Annotated in this window: 17 protein-coding genes and 1 riboswitch; of the genes, 10 read left to right on the top strand and 7 right to left on the bottom strand. The window is 44.2% G+C overall.

Annotated features, from left to right (window positions below; translation table 11 throughout):
- Positions 1-5: 5 nt before the first annotated feature.
- The 3 genes from J7E35_RS16860 to J7E35_RS16850 all read right to left on the bottom strand — a co-directional run bounded on the left by J7E35_RS16860 (position 6) and on the right by J7E35_RS16850 (position 1,408).
- Complete coding sequence (locus J7E35_RS16860) at positions 6-236, bottom strand: 4Fe-4S binding protein (protein WP_353050052.1); 231 nt, start codon at positions 234-236, stop codon at positions 6-8.
- A 14-nt stretch (positions 237-250) separates the two neighbouring features.
- A complete protein-coding gene (locus tag J7E35_RS16855) occupies positions 251-928 on the bottom strand; it encodes a nucleotide-binding protein (protein WP_214781657.1) in 678 nt (225 codons plus the stop codon).
- 159 nt (positions 929-1,087) lie between these two features.
- Entirely contained in the window at positions 1,088-1,408 is a 321-nt protein-coding gene (locus J7E35_RS16850; RefSeq protein WP_192473513.1) for a hypothetical protein, read from the bottom strand.
- Positions 1,409-1,865: 457 nt separating this feature from the next.
- Positions 1,866-1,967: riboswitch (purine riboswitch) on the top strand.
- 292 nt (positions 1,968-2,259) lie between these two features.
- On the opposite strand from J7E35_RS16850, the gene J7E35_RS16845 reads away from it, so the two are divergent.
- The 9 genes from J7E35_RS16845 (at position 2,260) to J7E35_RS16810 (ending at position 10,845) form a co-directional block, all read left to right on the top strand.
- Entirely contained in the window at positions 2,260-3,552 is a 1,293-nt protein-coding gene (locus J7E35_RS16845; RefSeq protein WP_214781655.1) for an NCS2 family permease, read from the top strand.
- A gap of 348 nt (positions 3,553-3,900) precedes the next feature.
- On the top strand, positions 3,901-4,953 hold the full coding sequence (locus tag J7E35_RS16840) for a rhodanese-like domain-containing protein (RefSeq protein ID WP_214781653.1): 1,053 nt from the start codon (positions 3,901-3,903) through the stop codon (positions 4,951-4,953).
- A 29-nt stretch (positions 4,954-4,982) separates the two neighbouring features.
- Positions 4,983-5,570, top strand: coding sequence for a molybdopterin-dependent oxidoreductase (locus J7E35_RS23545; RefSeq protein ID WP_285290804.1), 588 nt, complete (start codon positions 4,983-4,985; stop codon positions 5,568-5,570).
- Positions 5,567-7,192: a molybdopterin-containing oxidoreductase family protein gene (locus tag J7E35_RS16835; RefSeq protein WP_285290803.1), complete on the top strand. Its 1,626-nt coding sequence runs from the start codon at positions 5,567-5,569 to the stop codon at positions 7,190-7,192. The genes J7E35_RS23545 and J7E35_RS16835 overlap by 4 nt, the downstream gene beginning before the upstream one ends.
- Before the next feature lies 1 nt (position 7,193).
- Complete coding sequence (locus J7E35_RS16830; protein ID WP_214781651.1) at positions 7,194-7,742, top strand: 4Fe-4S dicluster domain-containing protein; 549 nt, start codon at positions 7,194-7,196, stop codon at positions 7,740-7,742.
- Positions 7,743-7,747: 5 nt separating this feature from the next.
- The gene (nrfD, locus tag J7E35_RS16825; RefSeq protein ID WP_214781649.1) at positions 7,748-8,056 is read left to right on the top strand and encodes an NrfD/PsrC family molybdoenzyme membrane anchor subunit; all 309 of its coding nucleotides are present in this window, start codon (positions 7,748-7,750) and stop codon (positions 8,054-8,056) included.
- Positions 8,034-8,897 (top strand): NrfD/PsrC family molybdoenzyme membrane anchor subunit, encoded by an 864-nt coding sequence (gene nrfD, locus J7E35_RS16820; protein ID WP_214781647.1) that lies wholly within the window; start codon positions 8,034-8,036, stop codon positions 8,895-8,897. The genes nrfD (J7E35_RS16825) and nrfD (J7E35_RS16820) overlap by 23 nt, the downstream gene beginning before the upstream one ends.
- A gap of 60 nt (positions 8,898-8,957) precedes the next feature.
- The gene (locus tag J7E35_RS16815; RefSeq protein ID WP_251041063.1) at positions 8,958-9,581 is read left to right on the top strand and encodes a molecular chaperone TorD family protein; all 624 of its coding nucleotides are present in this window, start codon (positions 8,958-8,960) and stop codon (positions 9,579-9,581) included.
- Complete coding sequence (locus tag J7E35_RS16810) at positions 9,559-10,845, top strand: rhodanese-like domain-containing protein (RefSeq protein ID WP_214781644.1); 1,287 nt, start codon at positions 9,559-9,561, stop codon at positions 10,843-10,845. Before J7E35_RS16815 ends, J7E35_RS16810 begins: the two co-directional genes overlap by 23 nt.
- A gap of 44 nt (positions 10,846-10,889) precedes the next feature.
- On the opposite strand, the gene J7E35_RS16805 is transcribed toward J7E35_RS16810, so the two are convergent.
- Positions 10,890-11,798: a Gfo/Idh/MocA family protein gene (locus J7E35_RS16805; RefSeq protein WP_251041057.1), complete on the bottom strand. Its 909-nt coding sequence runs from the start codon at positions 11,796-11,798 to the stop codon at positions 10,890-10,892.
- A 97-nt stretch (positions 11,799-11,895) separates the two neighbouring features.
- A complete protein-coding gene (locus J7E35_RS16800; protein WP_214781642.1) occupies positions 11,896-12,741 on the bottom strand; it encodes a DegV family protein in 846 nt (281 codons plus the stop codon).
- Positions 12,742-13,041: 300 nt separating this feature from the next.
- Between J7E35_RS16800 and J7E35_RS16795 the strand changes: the two genes are divergently transcribed.
- Positions 13,042-13,614: a hypothetical protein gene (locus J7E35_RS16795; RefSeq protein WP_214781640.1), complete on the top strand. Its 573-nt coding sequence runs from the start codon at positions 13,042-13,044 to the stop codon at positions 13,612-13,614.
- A 203-nt stretch (positions 13,615-13,817) separates the two neighbouring features.
- On the opposite strand, the gene J7E35_RS16790 is transcribed toward J7E35_RS16795, so the two are convergent.
- Together J7E35_RS16790 and J7E35_RS16785 are read right to left on the bottom strand one after the other, a co-directional pair.
- Positions 13,818-14,045 (bottom strand): thioredoxin family protein, encoded by a 228-nt coding sequence (locus tag J7E35_RS16790; protein WP_214781638.1) that lies wholly within the window; start codon positions 14,043-14,045, stop codon positions 13,818-13,820.
- Between the two features lie 223 nt (positions 14,046-14,268).
- Complete coding sequence (locus J7E35_RS16785; RefSeq protein WP_214781636.1) at positions 14,269-14,481, bottom strand: hypothetical protein; 213 nt, start codon at positions 14,479-14,481, stop codon at positions 14,269-14,271.
- Positions 14,482-14,556: the final 75 nt, after the last annotated feature.

The following is a 14,556-nucleotide window of genomic DNA, read 5'->3' as shown; positions in this document are numbered from 1 at the left end:
CTTTGCTATACAGATTTCCTTACCTTTTCTGGCTTATAGACAGTGATTACCGAATCCGGACACATTTGCGCGCACTTGCCGCAGCTGATGCAATTTTCCTGGTCTGTCACAACCGCTGGCCGGTAGCCTTTTTCATTCAAGTAATCAGCAAGATAAATCACATTTGTCGGACAAGCATCCACGCAAAGCTTGCATGATTTACAAGTCTCTTCATTAAAAACAACTCTCTGCTCCACCGCTTTTGCCTCCTTTACATTTCCCATGGCAATTTTAAATACCTCGATATCACTTTTACTTGGGACTCCGTTTCAATTCCAGCACTTTCAGCTGTTAAATGCTGCGGTAATATCGTGTACAGCAAAGGAATTCCCAGTGTATCGGATAGCTTCTTACTTAATGTCAATCCTCTTTCCACATCCTGAAGTGTCGTCTCAGATCCTACATTTGAGTTATTGATGATTCCTGTGATCTTCAGCCGGGAGGCACTTTCGATTTTACGCAAGGTCTCAACCGCCCCCTCAAGAGTACTGACATATGGACGGTTTGCATTTAAAATAAACAGCACTTCAGGCTCCATTTCATTCCAATCGTTGTAAAATTGCCCTAATGCCGTCGCCCCATCTTTGTCTCCCCCAGCATCGACGATCAGCTTATATGCAGTGTCGTATATCACCCTGCCCATATCGCCAGGAACAATCGGCAAATCAGCAGCTGCAAGCCTTTCAGCTGGGGCGATAAGTTCAATTCCATGTTGGTCAAAAATAGCTCGAGCGTCCCTCGCACGGTAATATGGATTAACAATGTCCAGATCAGCAACTGCCGTCCTGGCCATTGTTTTCCTTGCCTCCAGAGCAAGGTTAATTGATATCTCTGTTTTACCGCTGCCAAAATGGCCGGTAATGATGGTGATATCCGCACCTTTCTTCACCGGTCCCCACCTCCCTTATTGAAAGCGTTTTCATTTTATGCCATCTTCATTATATAAATTTCCGCTAAGCTTCTCTTTGATAAAAGTCACGTTTTTAGTAAAAAAGTGTTTGAAATCAACTTAAAAAAGGAGTTCCAAGAAAGAACTCCTTTTCAAGTATTATATAGCGAAGCTAAGGATCACTTTCTGCGGCATGTCCTGTTCTTCATAAACATCTTTTCTCAATCTCTCGCAAGAAGGCATTTCATACGAAAAATCTTCCACTGCTTCAGGGATCAGTCCATCTGCTTTCAGCGCATTAAAAACTTTTTGCATTGCGTCATCTGTGTCCAGACAATCTTCAGAACCTTCATATTTAAAACAATCAACGCATGTTTCCACGATATTCGCATCAATCTGTTCCTGTATAAAAACTAATTTTGCGCCAGCCATCTTCTCAACTTCACGATTTTCCAATTCAATAATCGTTGTTACGTTCATTATTGGCACCTCCATTTGGATTACACTATCATTATAGTAAGTTAACATCCAAACAGGGGTGTTTTGCCATTTAGTTCATTTATTATTCACATATTCTCGTCAAAAATTTGTCAAAAACTCCTTAACAAAGGGATTCTCTATACCCATACACGGATTTATCCATTTCAGGATTTTTTTAGTTTAACGCGGCGATTTCAGCCAAATCCTAAGGTGTGATGATCCTACTGGCCGATCGCAGTCTTTGCCATTGCCAGTTAACATTACTGCTTCCAGTTTCCTGTGTATTCTAGCGTGGTGAATTCCGCAAATTTCCGCCATAATTCCGCGACTTGGAAAATCGCAAACATATATACCAACTAACTTCCAGTACCCTAATAATCAGAAAAAAACAAATAGATAAACTTTAGGAATTGCAATTGACCTTGCCATGAATCGCATGATACTATCTCTAGTATTATTTAAATCTATAATCTTTCCTTGTATATGTTCGAGAATATGGCTCGGACGTTTCTACCATGCTACCGTAAAAGGCGTGACTACAAGGGGCTTTGATATTTGCTATTTTTTCTAGCAACTATTTGTCCTTTGTGGTACTCCGGCAGCATGAACTGCCGGAGTTTTTTTGTTTTCTAGGCTCTGTTTTACAAGGCTGTTGATTTTCGTTCCAGGCGCTTCGCTTTCCGCGGGGCTGGCGCTGAGCCTCCTCGTCGCTTTGCTCCTGCGGGGTCTCACCTGACCAGCTAAGCCCGCAGGAGTCTTCGCGCCTTCCACTGCAATCAACAGGAGTAAAAAACAATATTGGGCTTTAACAGAGCCATTTTCTTAACTAAACAATCAGGAGGACAGCATAAATGAAAAACTTTTTCCAGTTCGCAGAACGAAATACAAATTATAGGCAAGAAACACTGGCCGGAATTACGACGTTCTTGTCGATGGCCTACATTCTTGTGGTCAATCCTTTAATCCTTAGCCAGGCAGGCATGGATAAAGGAGCTGTTTTTACAGCTACAGCACTCTCAGCGATTATCGGCTCACTGCTGATCGGCCTGCTGGCTAATTTCCCGATTGGAATCGCGCCAAGCATGGGCTTGAATTCATTTTTCACTTTCACCGTCAGCATTGGCATGGGCGTCCAATGGGAAGTCGCGCTTACTGGTGTCTTCATCGCAGGTGTCCTGTTCGTCATCCTCAGCCTTTTAAAGATTCGCGAAAAAATCATCAATGTTATCCCCCAGGATCTCAAGCATGCAATCGCTGCGGGCATCGGCTTCTTCGTCGCCTTCATCGGTTTGAAAAATGCGGGGATCGTCGTTGGCAGCGAAGCGACCTTTGTCTCAATCGGCGACCTGACATCTGGGCCTGTCCTGCTTGCCCTGTTCGGCTTCATCGTCAGCGTGATCATGATGGTGCGAGGCATCAGCGGCGGCATCTTTTACGGAATGGTGATTGCTACGATCATTGGCATATTCACTGGCTTGATTGAGAAGCCAGAAGCAATCGTCGGGTCGGTACCTGACATTTCACCCACCTTTGGTGTCGTCTTCAACCATCTGGGAGATATTTTCTCTCCTGATGTTCTTGCCGTCATTTTCACGTTCTTGTTTGTTGCTTTCTTTGATACTGCTGGAGCACTTATTGCGGTCGCCAGCCAGGCTGGTCTGATGAAGGATAATAAAATTCCCAATGCAGGTCGTGCACTTCTTGCAGACGCAGGTTCTGCAGTTGCCGGTGCAGTACTGGGGACATCCACAACAGCGTCGTTCGTTGAGTCATCGGCAGGCATCGCAGTCGGCGGACGGACAGGTTTCACTTCCGTGATCATTGCGGCGTGCTTCGGCGTGGCAATGCTCTTCTCTCCGATCCTGTCTGTTATCACACCGGAAGTTACGGCTCCGGCACTCATCATCGTCGGTGCATTGATGGCAACTGAAATCAGTAAAATCAACTGGAATAACCTTGCTGTGATTATCCCGTCTTTCGTGACTATCATCATGATGCCGCTCACCTCCAGCGTTGCAACAGGGATTGCCCTCGGCTTCATTCTTTACCCATTGATGATGGCTGGCATGGGTAAGCTGAGAGAAGTCCATCCGATTATGTATGTACTTGGTTTCTTGTTTATAGGGTATTTTATTTATATTTAAAAAGCTTCTAGTCCGCAGTTTCTGTTGCGGACTTTTTTTATTTCTTTGTAATATCCTCCACGCAAAATTCACTATTGTGTTTTAAGTGTGAAATGTGCAAAAAATTCAAAATAATCATAGGTGATTCCCCTCACTTCTTCTTTCATTCTCGTAAATAGTAACTGAATTTCCACAGCAATAGACTTACCCCAGATGGTAAAAATACTTAAGCACTTAATTTTTTTTTGCAACACTAAAAACCCATAGGAGTATTGGCACTAACATGGATGGAGGTGTACATTCTTTCAGTTTTTTTCTATTCCAAATCAATATTTTGGCGGTATATCCGCCAGCAGAGAGGTGAGAGCTTTGAAGCTATTTGGAAAAAAAGCATTAATCATGTTTGCCGGCGCAGTGCTGGCTTTCACTGGTGGCTGCGGTATTCAGGAAGGTTCAACTGCACCCCAGCCAAAAGTAAATGGGCAAAGTGAGCAGTTGAATGTTTTTTCAGTCGTACAGCAAGCTGCTGATGCTTATCTGAAAAAACCTGCAGAGTCTATGGCTGCAGATGAAATTTTCGAAAAAATGATTTTGAATTACGACCCGTCTTACTTCATTGTCGATGTCCGCGATACCGCTGCATTTGCTGCCGGACATATCGAAGGTTCTGTTAATATTCCTTATAATATGACAGCTAATCCAAACCAAATCGCTAATCTGCCAAAGGACAAAAAGATCCTTGTCATTTGTTACAGCGGCCATACTGCAAGCCAGACAGCAGCACTATGGAATATGCTTGGCTATGATGCAATCTCAATGGTAAATGGAATGGGAGGCTGGACTAGCGACGCGAATTTGGGGACACCGCTTCCGCAGAAACCATTTGATTTCCCAGTGGAAACAACAGAAACAATAGCCGGGAACTATGATCTCCCAGCTTCAGCAAGCAAACAATACACTGATGAAACCGCAGCTATTTTAGGAAGTGCTGATGACTATCTGAAAGCAGGCATTCCACCGATCATGAAACCCTCGGATATCCAGGAATCCATTAAGAATACGTCGACTGGATTCATGCTGGTTGACCTGAGGCCAGCCAAGGAGTATTCAGCAGGCCATTTACCTGGGGCCATCAATATAGCCTTTGAATCACTGGCAGAACTTGAACAGTTAAAGAAATTGTCTACAGAAAATAAGATCGTCCTCATTGACCATGATGGCACTATGTCCAGTAAAGCAGCAAGGATTCTCAACATGCTTGGATATGAAGCCTATGCCATGAAAGATGGCATGAGAGTATGGACATCCAATGCAGAGATCAATGGTATTATGCCGATTTCCAACAATAAGGCTAAGAATTATCCAGTAAAACAGCTGAATACAAAACTCGAGACAGAAACTGGTGCCGCCAGCTGCGGTTAACAGCTTGTGAGAGAAAGGAGTATGAAGAGATGACAAATTTATCGCGCCGTACCTTTTTAAAAGCTTCTGCAACCGTAGTCGCTGCAGGATCCTTACCTGCTTATTTCAGCTTCAGCGAGTTCAAGAAAGCTGCAACCGAAGAAAGCGTGAAGAAGATCCCAACCTTCTGCCATGGCTGCACAAGTTACTGCGGAATCATTGCCCATGTTAAGAACGAACGGGTCTGGAAGGTCGAAGGACACCCTATCCACTTGAAGTCAAGCGGCAGGATCTGCGCCCGCGGACATGGAATGGCAGCTTATCTTTACTCTAAGGACAGGGTGACTGGCCCAATGAAGCGGGTTGGTGAAGGAAAATTCGAACCAATTAGCTGGAACCAGGCATTCAAGGAAATCGGCGAAAAGCTCGACAGCATCGTTAAACAGTATACCGGTAACTCTGTGTTATGGCTTGAGCACGGCACCCATCGGAAATCATATGTCGACCGCTTATTTGACACCATCGGCTCGCCTAACTTCACGACACAGTATTCCACTTGCTTCAACGCTAAAACAAATGCATGGCTGCAAATGACCGGTACCTCCCTTAACGGTGACATAAAAATGCTAAATACATGATATTTGAAGGAAGAAACTTCGCCGGCGGAATCATCCCGAATGGCATGAACCACATCACCCATGCAAAGGAAAAGGGTGCCAAATTGATCGTCATCGATCCAAGGTATTCAGAGATTGCGAAAATCGCAGATGAATGGATTCCGATCCGGCCTGGAACGGATCTTGCTTTCAGGCTGGCAATGGCCAATATATTAATCTCAGAAAATCTATACAATAAGAGCTTTGTCCAAAAATTCGTGGATGGCTTCAGCGAATTCAAACGGATGAACAAGGAATATACACCGGAATGGGCTGAACCGATTACGGGGATCAGAGCCGATAAAATAAGGGAAATTGCCAGAGACTTTGCTAAAAATGCACCGCAGGCCTTTATTGAACCAGGCTGGCACGGGCTTCATTCCCATTATGTAAACAGCACACAAACGGCTCAAATGGGGATCATCCTCAATGCACTTGTCGGCAACCTCTACGAAAAAGGCGGTTTAATGCCATCTGCCAGCCTTCAGCTTGGGCATCTCTACTTGCCAGCAATCGAAAATATGCCTGAAAAAGGCCCTCGTATCGACGGAGCTGGAGTGACCGGAAAGTACCGAACAGTGGAACCATCCAGGGGAATCGCTCATATTACGCCACAGCTTGTACAACAAGGGCTTGCAAAAGCCGTATTCATTTGTAACTATAACCCTCTCAGGACTGCACCGGACCCAGAGGAGCAAAAAAAAATCAAGGATGCAGAGCTGGTGGTTTCCATTAACATCGACTGGAATGAAACAAGCTACTATGCGGCTGATTACATCCTGCCTGAGCATTATTATCTGGAAAGATTGGAGCATCCTCAGGCTGTATCCGGCCATATTTCGCACGACAGTCCCCAGCTTGCCCTTCGCCAGCCTGTTGTCAAGCCGATGTATGACACGAGAAACACGCTTGATATGCTGAAGGGGATTGCCGATGCAATGGGACATAAGGATTTGTATCCTTTTACAATTGAAGAAGAAGTAGAAGCAGCAATTGCTCCGCTCGGCATCACATTCGACCAGCTGAAAAAAGCAGGGACATTGGAATTCCCGGCAACCGTCAAGCCTGGATTTCCGATAAAAAAAGGCAAACCAGCACTGCCTACGCTAACCGGTAAGATCCAATTTTCTGCGGACCTGTTCAAGATTGACGGAAAACTTGGAATTCCCGTCTGGGTCCCTCCGCTTGTTGAGCCGGATCCAAACAAAGACCATGAATTCCGCTTGATTCACGGAAAGCAGCCATGGCATTCCCATGCCATGACAACAAATATCGAGCAGCTGATGAAGCTTACCGAGAAGTATCAGGGAACCTATATGTGGCTCAACGCTTCAAGAGCCAGGAAGCTTGGCATCAAGACCGGAGATACTGTGACACTCCAATCCAAAATCGCCAAGAAAAAGGTGCAGGTAAAAGTAACGGAGCTTCTTCACCCGGAAGCAGCCTGGCTCCCTTCCACTTATGGCGGATTCTCACCTAAGAACAGGACGGCGAACGGAGTCGGCGTGAATTTTAATGATTTTATCCCAATCATGGTAGACCCTCTATCAGGCTCGACAATGGCCCAAGAGGTTGTCGTGACCGTGTCAAAGGAGGGCAACTAGGATGGCAAAATACGGCCTTTTGGTATTTCCGGAACGCTGTACGGGCTGCAACGCGTGCAACATTGCCTGTGCATCGCATAATCAGCTCAGTATGGATGTTTCCTATAGCCGACTTGAATTTTTGGAGACTGGAACTTACCCGAATGTAAAAATGGAAATTATACCAGTACAGTGCCAGCATTGCGACAACGCTCCATGTGTTTCTGTCTGCCCAACCCAGGCAACTTACAAACGAGAGGATGGAATCGTCGAAATTGACGCTGACAAATGTATCGGCTGCAAATATTGCATGGCTGCCTGCCCTTATGAAGCAAGACAGCTGAATGAAAATCGCGTGCCTGAAAAATGCAGATGGTGTCCTGAGATGCTTGAAAAAGGCGAACAGCCTGCCTGCTCGGCGACCTGCATGAACGAGGTCAGGCTGTTCGGAGACCTGGAGGATCCAAACAGCCAGCTGAATCAGGAGCTGGCAAAACATGATGTCTATCAATTGCTTGAAGCTAAAGGCACGAAGCCAAGTATCTTCTATGTAAAAAATAACCGGAGGTGAATCTCGTGAAAATCAATAAATGGAGTATTCTGTCAGCATCCTTCATTCTCTTCGGCCTGGCAGGAGCAGCCAATATTTTTATCCATGGTGAACATGCCATGGGAACCACAAATAAGATTCCATGGGGAATTCTGATAGCCGGATATGAATACTTTGTCGGGATCAGTACGGGACTGCTGCTGGTTGCAGCATTAGGCTATGTATTTCACATGAAAGCTATTATCCCAATCGGCAAATCATCGCTGATGTTTGCCATTTTTTTTCCTGGTCAGTGGTTTTGCGATTTTATTGGTGGAGTTAGGCAATCCGCTTAACTTCATCCATTATTTCCGGACACCGAACTTTACATCGCCAATCTGGTGGATGGCACCCTTATACGGAATTTATTTAATGCTGCTGGTTTCCTTGACAGTGTTTGTCGTTCGCGGCAATCGGTCTTTGATCAGGCCTTTTGCCATCATGACCGCTGGTTCTGCCTTAGTCGCTCTGGTTTGTATCGGGTTTCTGTTTGGGTTCATCATTGCACGTCCGTACTGGAACGGCCCGATATCACCGCTTTATTTCATTTTGACTTCCGTTTTTTCAGGAATCGCTATGGCTTCAATCATCGCCTATCTCCATGAAAGACAGAAAAAGAGTGAGAACCTTGAAACAGTTAAGTTCCTCAGGACACTTAGCTTGTCAATGATGGGAGTCATGGTCATCATCTACATCGGCAAGACCTTCGTCGGGCTCTACGGACAGGTGCCGGGAAAATATGAATCACTGCTCGCTTTGCTGACAGGACCTTTAAGTTTTAACTATTGGGTACTGGAAATATCGCTGGCCATTGTCATACCTTTTGTGCTGATCGTGTCAGCCCAAAAGGTTTCATCCATAAAACTCGGGCTTGCCGGTCTGCTGTCCCTGACAGGAATTTTCTTCATGCGTTTCAATATGGTAATAGCCGGCCAGATTATTCCATTGAAAGTCGTCAAAAATCCAGCTGAAGGAACCGCCTTCAATCTTTTCAGTATAACTTGGTCTGAATGGGCCCTTATAGTGGGCGGAGTCGGCATCATGGCATTGCTGTATCTGCAGCGTGAATTATTGGAGCGGATCATCAACCACAAACCAGCAACAGAGCTGAAAAGGCATGGGGATATAACCTCGTAGAATAGAAAAGCTCCAGCGCTGGAGCTGGACAAACGGAAAGGGGCTGATCACTTGTTCACCATGACAGAAGAAAAGCGGCGACTGTCCAATGCACTTTTGCTGCTGGCTGAATTTTATAAGCCGCCGACCACTGAACTCTATCAGGCTTTGAAAAGTGGAATAGCTTTTGAAGAGCTGAGACCATTTGTAAAAATGGAAGAAACCTATGAAAATGCTTTTTCTTCCTTTGAAAATATGAAGCAGACCTATATTCATTGTTTTCTCGGTCCTTCCGAGCCTTTCGCACCGCCGATTGAATCACTCTACAAACAATGGACCGATGATCCCACTGCAGCTGTTTCATTTGCAAGACAGACAGGATTTTTCTACGGAGACCCTGCACTGCATATCCAATACCTGTTCCGGCAATTCAAGCTTGAGTTTCCTGAAGAATATCGGGCAATGCCGGACCATTTGACCCTGCTGCTTGAGTTTCTCGCTTTCTTGCTCGAACATGGGACATCGGACCAGATTCAATCATTTATCTCTGACCATTTCGATTGGCTTGACGATTTCATCCTTGAATTGAAAAAGTCGGATACAAGCTTGTTCTATATATCTATTACACAAATAGTGAACCAGCTTGTCCACTCCCCTGCACTTGGCTACAGGAGTGAACAGCTTGGTAAAGAAAGGAGTGAATAGTTTCATGGTTAAGAAAACTATGCTGGCAGGTTTGATATTTACCGTTGGAATAGCCCTTGCCGGTTGCGGTACTGGCGGAGATTCAGCCAAAACGTTCTCGAATGCAGCTGCAGATTTTAACCAGAAGGCAGACCTTTCAATCTATAAGGCTGGCGATGAAGCTGAACCCGAGAAAAAAGCCGTGCCACTGAAAGAGAACCTATCTTACGTTGGAACTGAATATATGATGAGATTAAAAACTTCCGCTGGAGAGGTAAGTACCACGAGGAAAGCTTACGAGCAATATCCATCGGAATGGGACTTTGTCATCGTCGATTCCAGTCCTGAAGCCGTTTTCCATGAAGGACATATCAATGGAGCAATCAATATTCCCGATTCACAGTTCGACCAGTTCGCTTCCCTGCTTCCAGAGGATAAAAACAAGCTTCTTATATTTTACTGCGGTGGAGTCACCTGTGAATTGAGCAGCAGTTCAGCTGAAAAAGCAATGAAGCTAGGCTATAAAAATATTAAAGTTTACCAGGAAGGACTGCCAGAATGGAAAAAAGCAGGCAATTACCTGGCTGTTACCGCTCCGTATATTAAGGGGCTGATCATGGATGCCAATGTATCAAGGGATGATAAGCCGCCTTTCGTCATCCTTGACGCCAGACCGTATAAGGTGTATTTTGAGTCACATATCCCCAATGCGGTCTTTGCAGATGATACACTGTTCGCGCAAAAGTACCAGGGAACAGCACCTGCAGATAAAACAACTGAAGTGATCGTCTATTGCGGCGGATTCGGCTGCCATAAAAGCCATGCTGTCGCGGAAGAACTTCTGAAAAATGGCTATTCGAATGTCAAAGTCTATTCTGGTGGACTTCCTGACTGGTCTGCCCAATCCTTGCCAACATTCGGCACTGCCAATTCTGGCGGAAGCTTCGATGTAGCCGAAGGCCAGGTTAACCGAGGAATCAACCCAGAGGAATTCATGAACAAAATCAGTGCCGGGGCCTTCATCCTTGACGTCCGTTCGAAGGATGAAACCAGGGCCGGTGTTCTCAAGGGATCTCTGAATATCCCTGACAGTGTGATTCTGGCCGACCCCGCCGCTATCGTAAGCCAGCTTCCAAAAGATAAGAATGCTGTCATCGTCGTTCACTGTGCATCTGGCGCCAGGGCAGCTGGTGTTGTAAATAAAATTGCTGATCTGGGATATGCCAATACCTTCTATTTGAATAACGCCATACAGATTTCTGCAGACAGTAAAGCGTCCTTTTAAAAAGGCAAGACCCCGGTGAAATTCATACCCCGGGGTCTTTAGCGTTAAATTGCCTCTAATTCTTTCACAATTTCCTCGCAGATCCGATGCGTTTCCAGGGAATCCTTCGATGAAATTAAAGGTAATGCATTTCCGCCGACTGCCTGCAGGAAATCAAAAACAATCTGCTCGAAGCCGCGCTTGTGTAGCGTCGGGTCCCAGTCACTACCCCCAAGCTTTGTTTCAGTCCTGGTTTCCTGAACGTATAAATCAGACACATTCAAGGCTGTCCGTTTCTCATTTGATTGAAATATCTCCACTTTTTCCTCAACAACTCCGCTGTCCCGATTCATGATCCCGATTGCGATTCCCTCTTCCGCATGCAGCTGAATAACAACAAGATGCAAAAACGCACCATTTTTCTTTCCAGTCACGTTGACTTGCTTGATAGGGTATGGGAATAAGGATCTCAGTGTATCAACAACATGGATGAAGTCATCCAGAATGAAATGGCGGATTTCTCCAGGCAGACCCTTTCTGTTTTTCTGCATGATCACCATATTCGGTTCCTTCAACTCTGCCAGCTGTTTATATACCGGAGCATATCTTCTGTTAAAGCCAGTCATCAATATCAAACCTTTTTCCTCAGCTAGCTCTGTTAATTCCCTGGCTTTTTCATATTGATAGGAAATTGGCTTGTCCACATACACATGGATACCGGCCTGGAGCAGTTGTTTTACAATGTCATAATGTGATTCGGTTGCACTATGTACAAAAGCACCTTTAATCCCACCTTCTATCAGCTCATTCAGACTAAAATGAATATGGGGAAATCTGAACTTTGCAGCGAGGCTATTCAGTTTGTCACGATCACGCGTGAATAGATGGAACTCAATATCTCCCTTCTCCGCAAAAACAGGCAGATAGGCTTTTTGCGCGATATCCCCTAAACCAATGACGCCAACCTTCAACATATGTATTCCCCCTGTAGGTTTGTTATTTCCAGTGTACACAGGAACCTGGCCATAAAAAAGAAATCAGCCTTCGCGCAGGCTGATTCCTTTTTACTTACTATTCATTAATCCAGGCAAGCCCGATTGTTCCCTGCCCTGTATGGGTACCAGCCACTGGACTGAAAGTGGTTGTTGTAAATGATATTTCCGGGAAACGTTGTTGAAGTTCTGCACGCCAAGTCTCAGCCAATTCCTTCACATTCCCATGAATGACACTGGCTTCCTTAATGTTGCCTGAAGCTTCTTCAAGAATTTGAAACAGTCGTTCTTTAACCTTTTTTTCCGTCCTGATTTTATCAAAAAGGACTACCTTGCCATCATCGAACCTGACAATCAGCTTTAATTTTATCAAACTGCCGATAATCACCTGTGTCGTAGATAGACGGCCACCTTTGTGAAGCTGCTCAAGGCTTCCTGGTGCCATATATAAATTGGCCTTGTCAGGAAGCGTTCTTAAATAGGAAACAATCTCCGAATACGACTTTCCTTGCTTTTGAAGTTCAACGCCTTTTTCAACCATGCGCCCTAATGGGTAGGAACCTATTTTAGAGTCAATGACATCGACTTTGAAATCTACCATGCTTGAAGCTGCGACAGACGATTGGAAAGTTCCTGTCAGAGCACTCGAAGCGTGAATCGCAATCGCATGCTTATACTGCTCCTTTAGCTTCTGGTACAGTTCCACAAATTCCCCGATCGCAGGCTGCGATGTTTTCGGGAGGACCTTTGAGGCCGCCAGCTTTGGATAGAAATCCTCGGCAGTGATATCTACCCCTTCCAAATAAGATTCCTCACCAAAAATAATACTTAAAGGCACAACGTATATATGGTTATTTTTTATGAATTCTTCAGTAAGTCCTGATGTACTGTCGGTTACCCATGCAATGTCATTTAATGTAGTCATGATTTCTCCTGTTCTTGTCAAAAATATCGATGAATATGCTTACATTTCCCATGATATATGAAGAAGCCTTATAAGACTATTAGTAATTTTTAAGAATACGATTTATTTGTTAAAAACAATGAAAAAGTTAATAACATGGACACATGTTTTTCATCCAGATTTGAGGGAACAATGATAACAAACCTGACGGGAGGAAAGTGACTCATGGACCCTTATATCTACGGTTTATATTCCCTCGTATACTTGTTTTTATTCCTATGGGGATTAAAATTGTCCATAAAGTATGGATTTTTTTCACTGATGAATGTTCTTTTGCTCGTAACATTCGGCCTGGTGTATGACAACCTCGTGCTTGCAATGGGGAACATAATTGGAAAAGGCCCCTTTTTAGAAGGCTTGAATGTTATGCGCTATTGGTTTCACGCATTCTTTACCCCATTGTTGATTTTATTTTCCTGGGAAGCTATCAGGGAGACAGGGATCCGCTGGCTTAAGGGACGCACAGGACTTATCCTGGCAGGTATCTTTACTCTGGCCATGATTATTGCAGATCTTGTCCAAAATACCATCGGACTTAATCTTGAGCCCGCCAGGAATTATGGAGTACTAAGCTATGAATCCACCGGAGCACATGGCCCCCCAATTATGATTATTGGTGTTACCATTGCGTTACTGTTTGCAGGGATTGCCCTTTGGAAAAAGCAGAAGTGGAAATGGATGGCTGCCGGTGTCATTTTGATGGGTATAGGCAGTGCTGTGAAGATTCCAATTGAGAGTGATGCGGCCACGAACGGATTCGAACTAATTTTATTGATATCATTATGGGCAACTAAAGCTTTTCTTGAAAAAAATTCAGACCAGGCCATAAGATAAGGCCTGATCTGTATTAAAATGGCTGTTTTCGTAAAGATTGTTGTTAAAATCCTAAAGCCGATTTTAACGTAATATAAGCCATTTTGCAGGCCTGTATTAAGTTTGCATGAACTTTTCTCACAAAAGAGCCTACTTTTAGAATAAAAATAGGTCATTCAATCCTATTTTAGAGCCAATAGCAACAAAGTTTGGGAAAAGAGCCTTTAAAATAAACCCTTCACTTCCTGTGCTGATAACTGCTTTCCCGCAGAAACAACTTTTTCATCAATGACCAAAGCCGGAATACCTTTCACCTTATACTTTTCGATTTCCTTATTGTCTTCCACCCTTTCAACTACAGCAGCAACCCCAGCTTCATTTACAGCAACATTGATACTATCCACAAGACTTTTGCACTTATCGCATCCAGGACCTAACACTTTGATGATCATTTCCTCATTCTCCTTTCACATTTTGCACCCTTATATCTTGAATGTACCCCCATTTTGAAAATAAAAGTCATTTTTCGTATGGCTTTTTTACTCACAATTGATTAGGACTACCGACATAGCTGGAATTCCTGCTTACTTTAGACAAGTTTGAAGGTAGTGGACTCAAAGCTGTCATGATTCCTTTGTTTTTCTGACAGCTCTTTTGGTGAATGAGCCAAACCTGTCACGATTCCTTCGTTTTTCTGACAGCTTTTCTGGTGAATGGTCTAAAGCTGTCATGATTCCTTTGTTTTTCTGACAGCTTCTCTGGTGATTGGTCTAAAGCTGTCATGATTCCATCGTTTTTCTGACAGCTTCTCTGGTGGAATGGACTAAAGTTGTCATGATTCCTTCGTTTTTCTGACAGCTTTTCTGGTGATTGAGCCAAACCTGTCATGATTCCTTTGTTTTTAAGACAACACATTAAATGCATGACAACAGCTGTCTTTTAAAAAACTATTTCCTCGGGAAG

The sequence above is a fragment of the Bacillus sp. ISL-45 genome (assembly GCF_018613195.1).
Lineage (GTDB): Bacteria > Bacillota > Bacilli > Bacillales > Cytobacillaceae > Mesobacillus.
Note: the sequence above shows the minus strand (reverse complement) of the source record. Positions and strands in the feature narration are given on the sequence as shown.

Bases quoted from the DNA above. Each gene is read 5' to 3' on its own strand.
- J7E35_RS16805 (WP_251041057.1), bottom strand. From the start codon at position 11,798: ATGTTGAAGGTTGGCGTCATTGGTTTAGGGGATATCGCGCAAAAAGCC.
- J7E35_RS16795 (WP_214781640.1), top strand. From the start codon at position 13,042: ATGAATGTTCTTTTGCTCGTAACATTCGGCCTGGTGTATGACAACCTC.
- J7E35_RS16785 (WP_214781636.1), bottom strand. From the start codon at position 14,481: ATGACAGGTTTGGCTCAATCACCAGAAAAGCTGTCAGAAAAACGAAGG.
- J7E35_RS16830 (WP_214781651.1), top strand. From the start codon at position 7,194: ATGGCAAAATACGGCCTTTTGGTATTTCCGGAACGCTGTACGGGCTGC.
- J7E35_RS16790 (WP_214781638.1), bottom strand. From the start codon at position 14,045: ATGATCATCAAAGTGTTAGGTCCTGGATGCGATAAGTGCAAAAGTCTT.
- J7E35_RS16850 (WP_192473513.1), bottom strand. From the start codon at position 1,408: ATGAACGTAACAACGATTATTGAATTGGAAAATCGTGAAGTTGAGAAG.
- J7E35_RS16845 (WP_214781655.1), top strand. From the start codon at position 2,260: ATGAAAAACTTTTTCCAGTTCGCAGAACGAAATACAAATTATAGGCAA.
- J7E35_RS16800 (WP_214781642.1), bottom strand. From the start codon at position 12,741: ATGACTACATTAAATGACATTGCATGGGTAACCGACAGTACATCAGGA.
- J7E35_RS16835 (WP_285290803.1), top strand. From the start codon at position 5,567: ATGATATTTGAAGGAAGAAACTTCGCCGGCGGAATCATCCCGAATGGC.
- J7E35_RS23545 (WP_285290804.1), top strand. From the start codon at position 4,983: ATGACAAATTTATCGCGCCGTACCTTTTTAAAAGCTTCTGCAACCGTA.
- J7E35_RS16815 (WP_251041063.1), top strand. From the start codon at position 8,958: ATGACAGAAGAAAAGCGGCGACTGTCCAATGCACTTTTGCTGCTGGCT.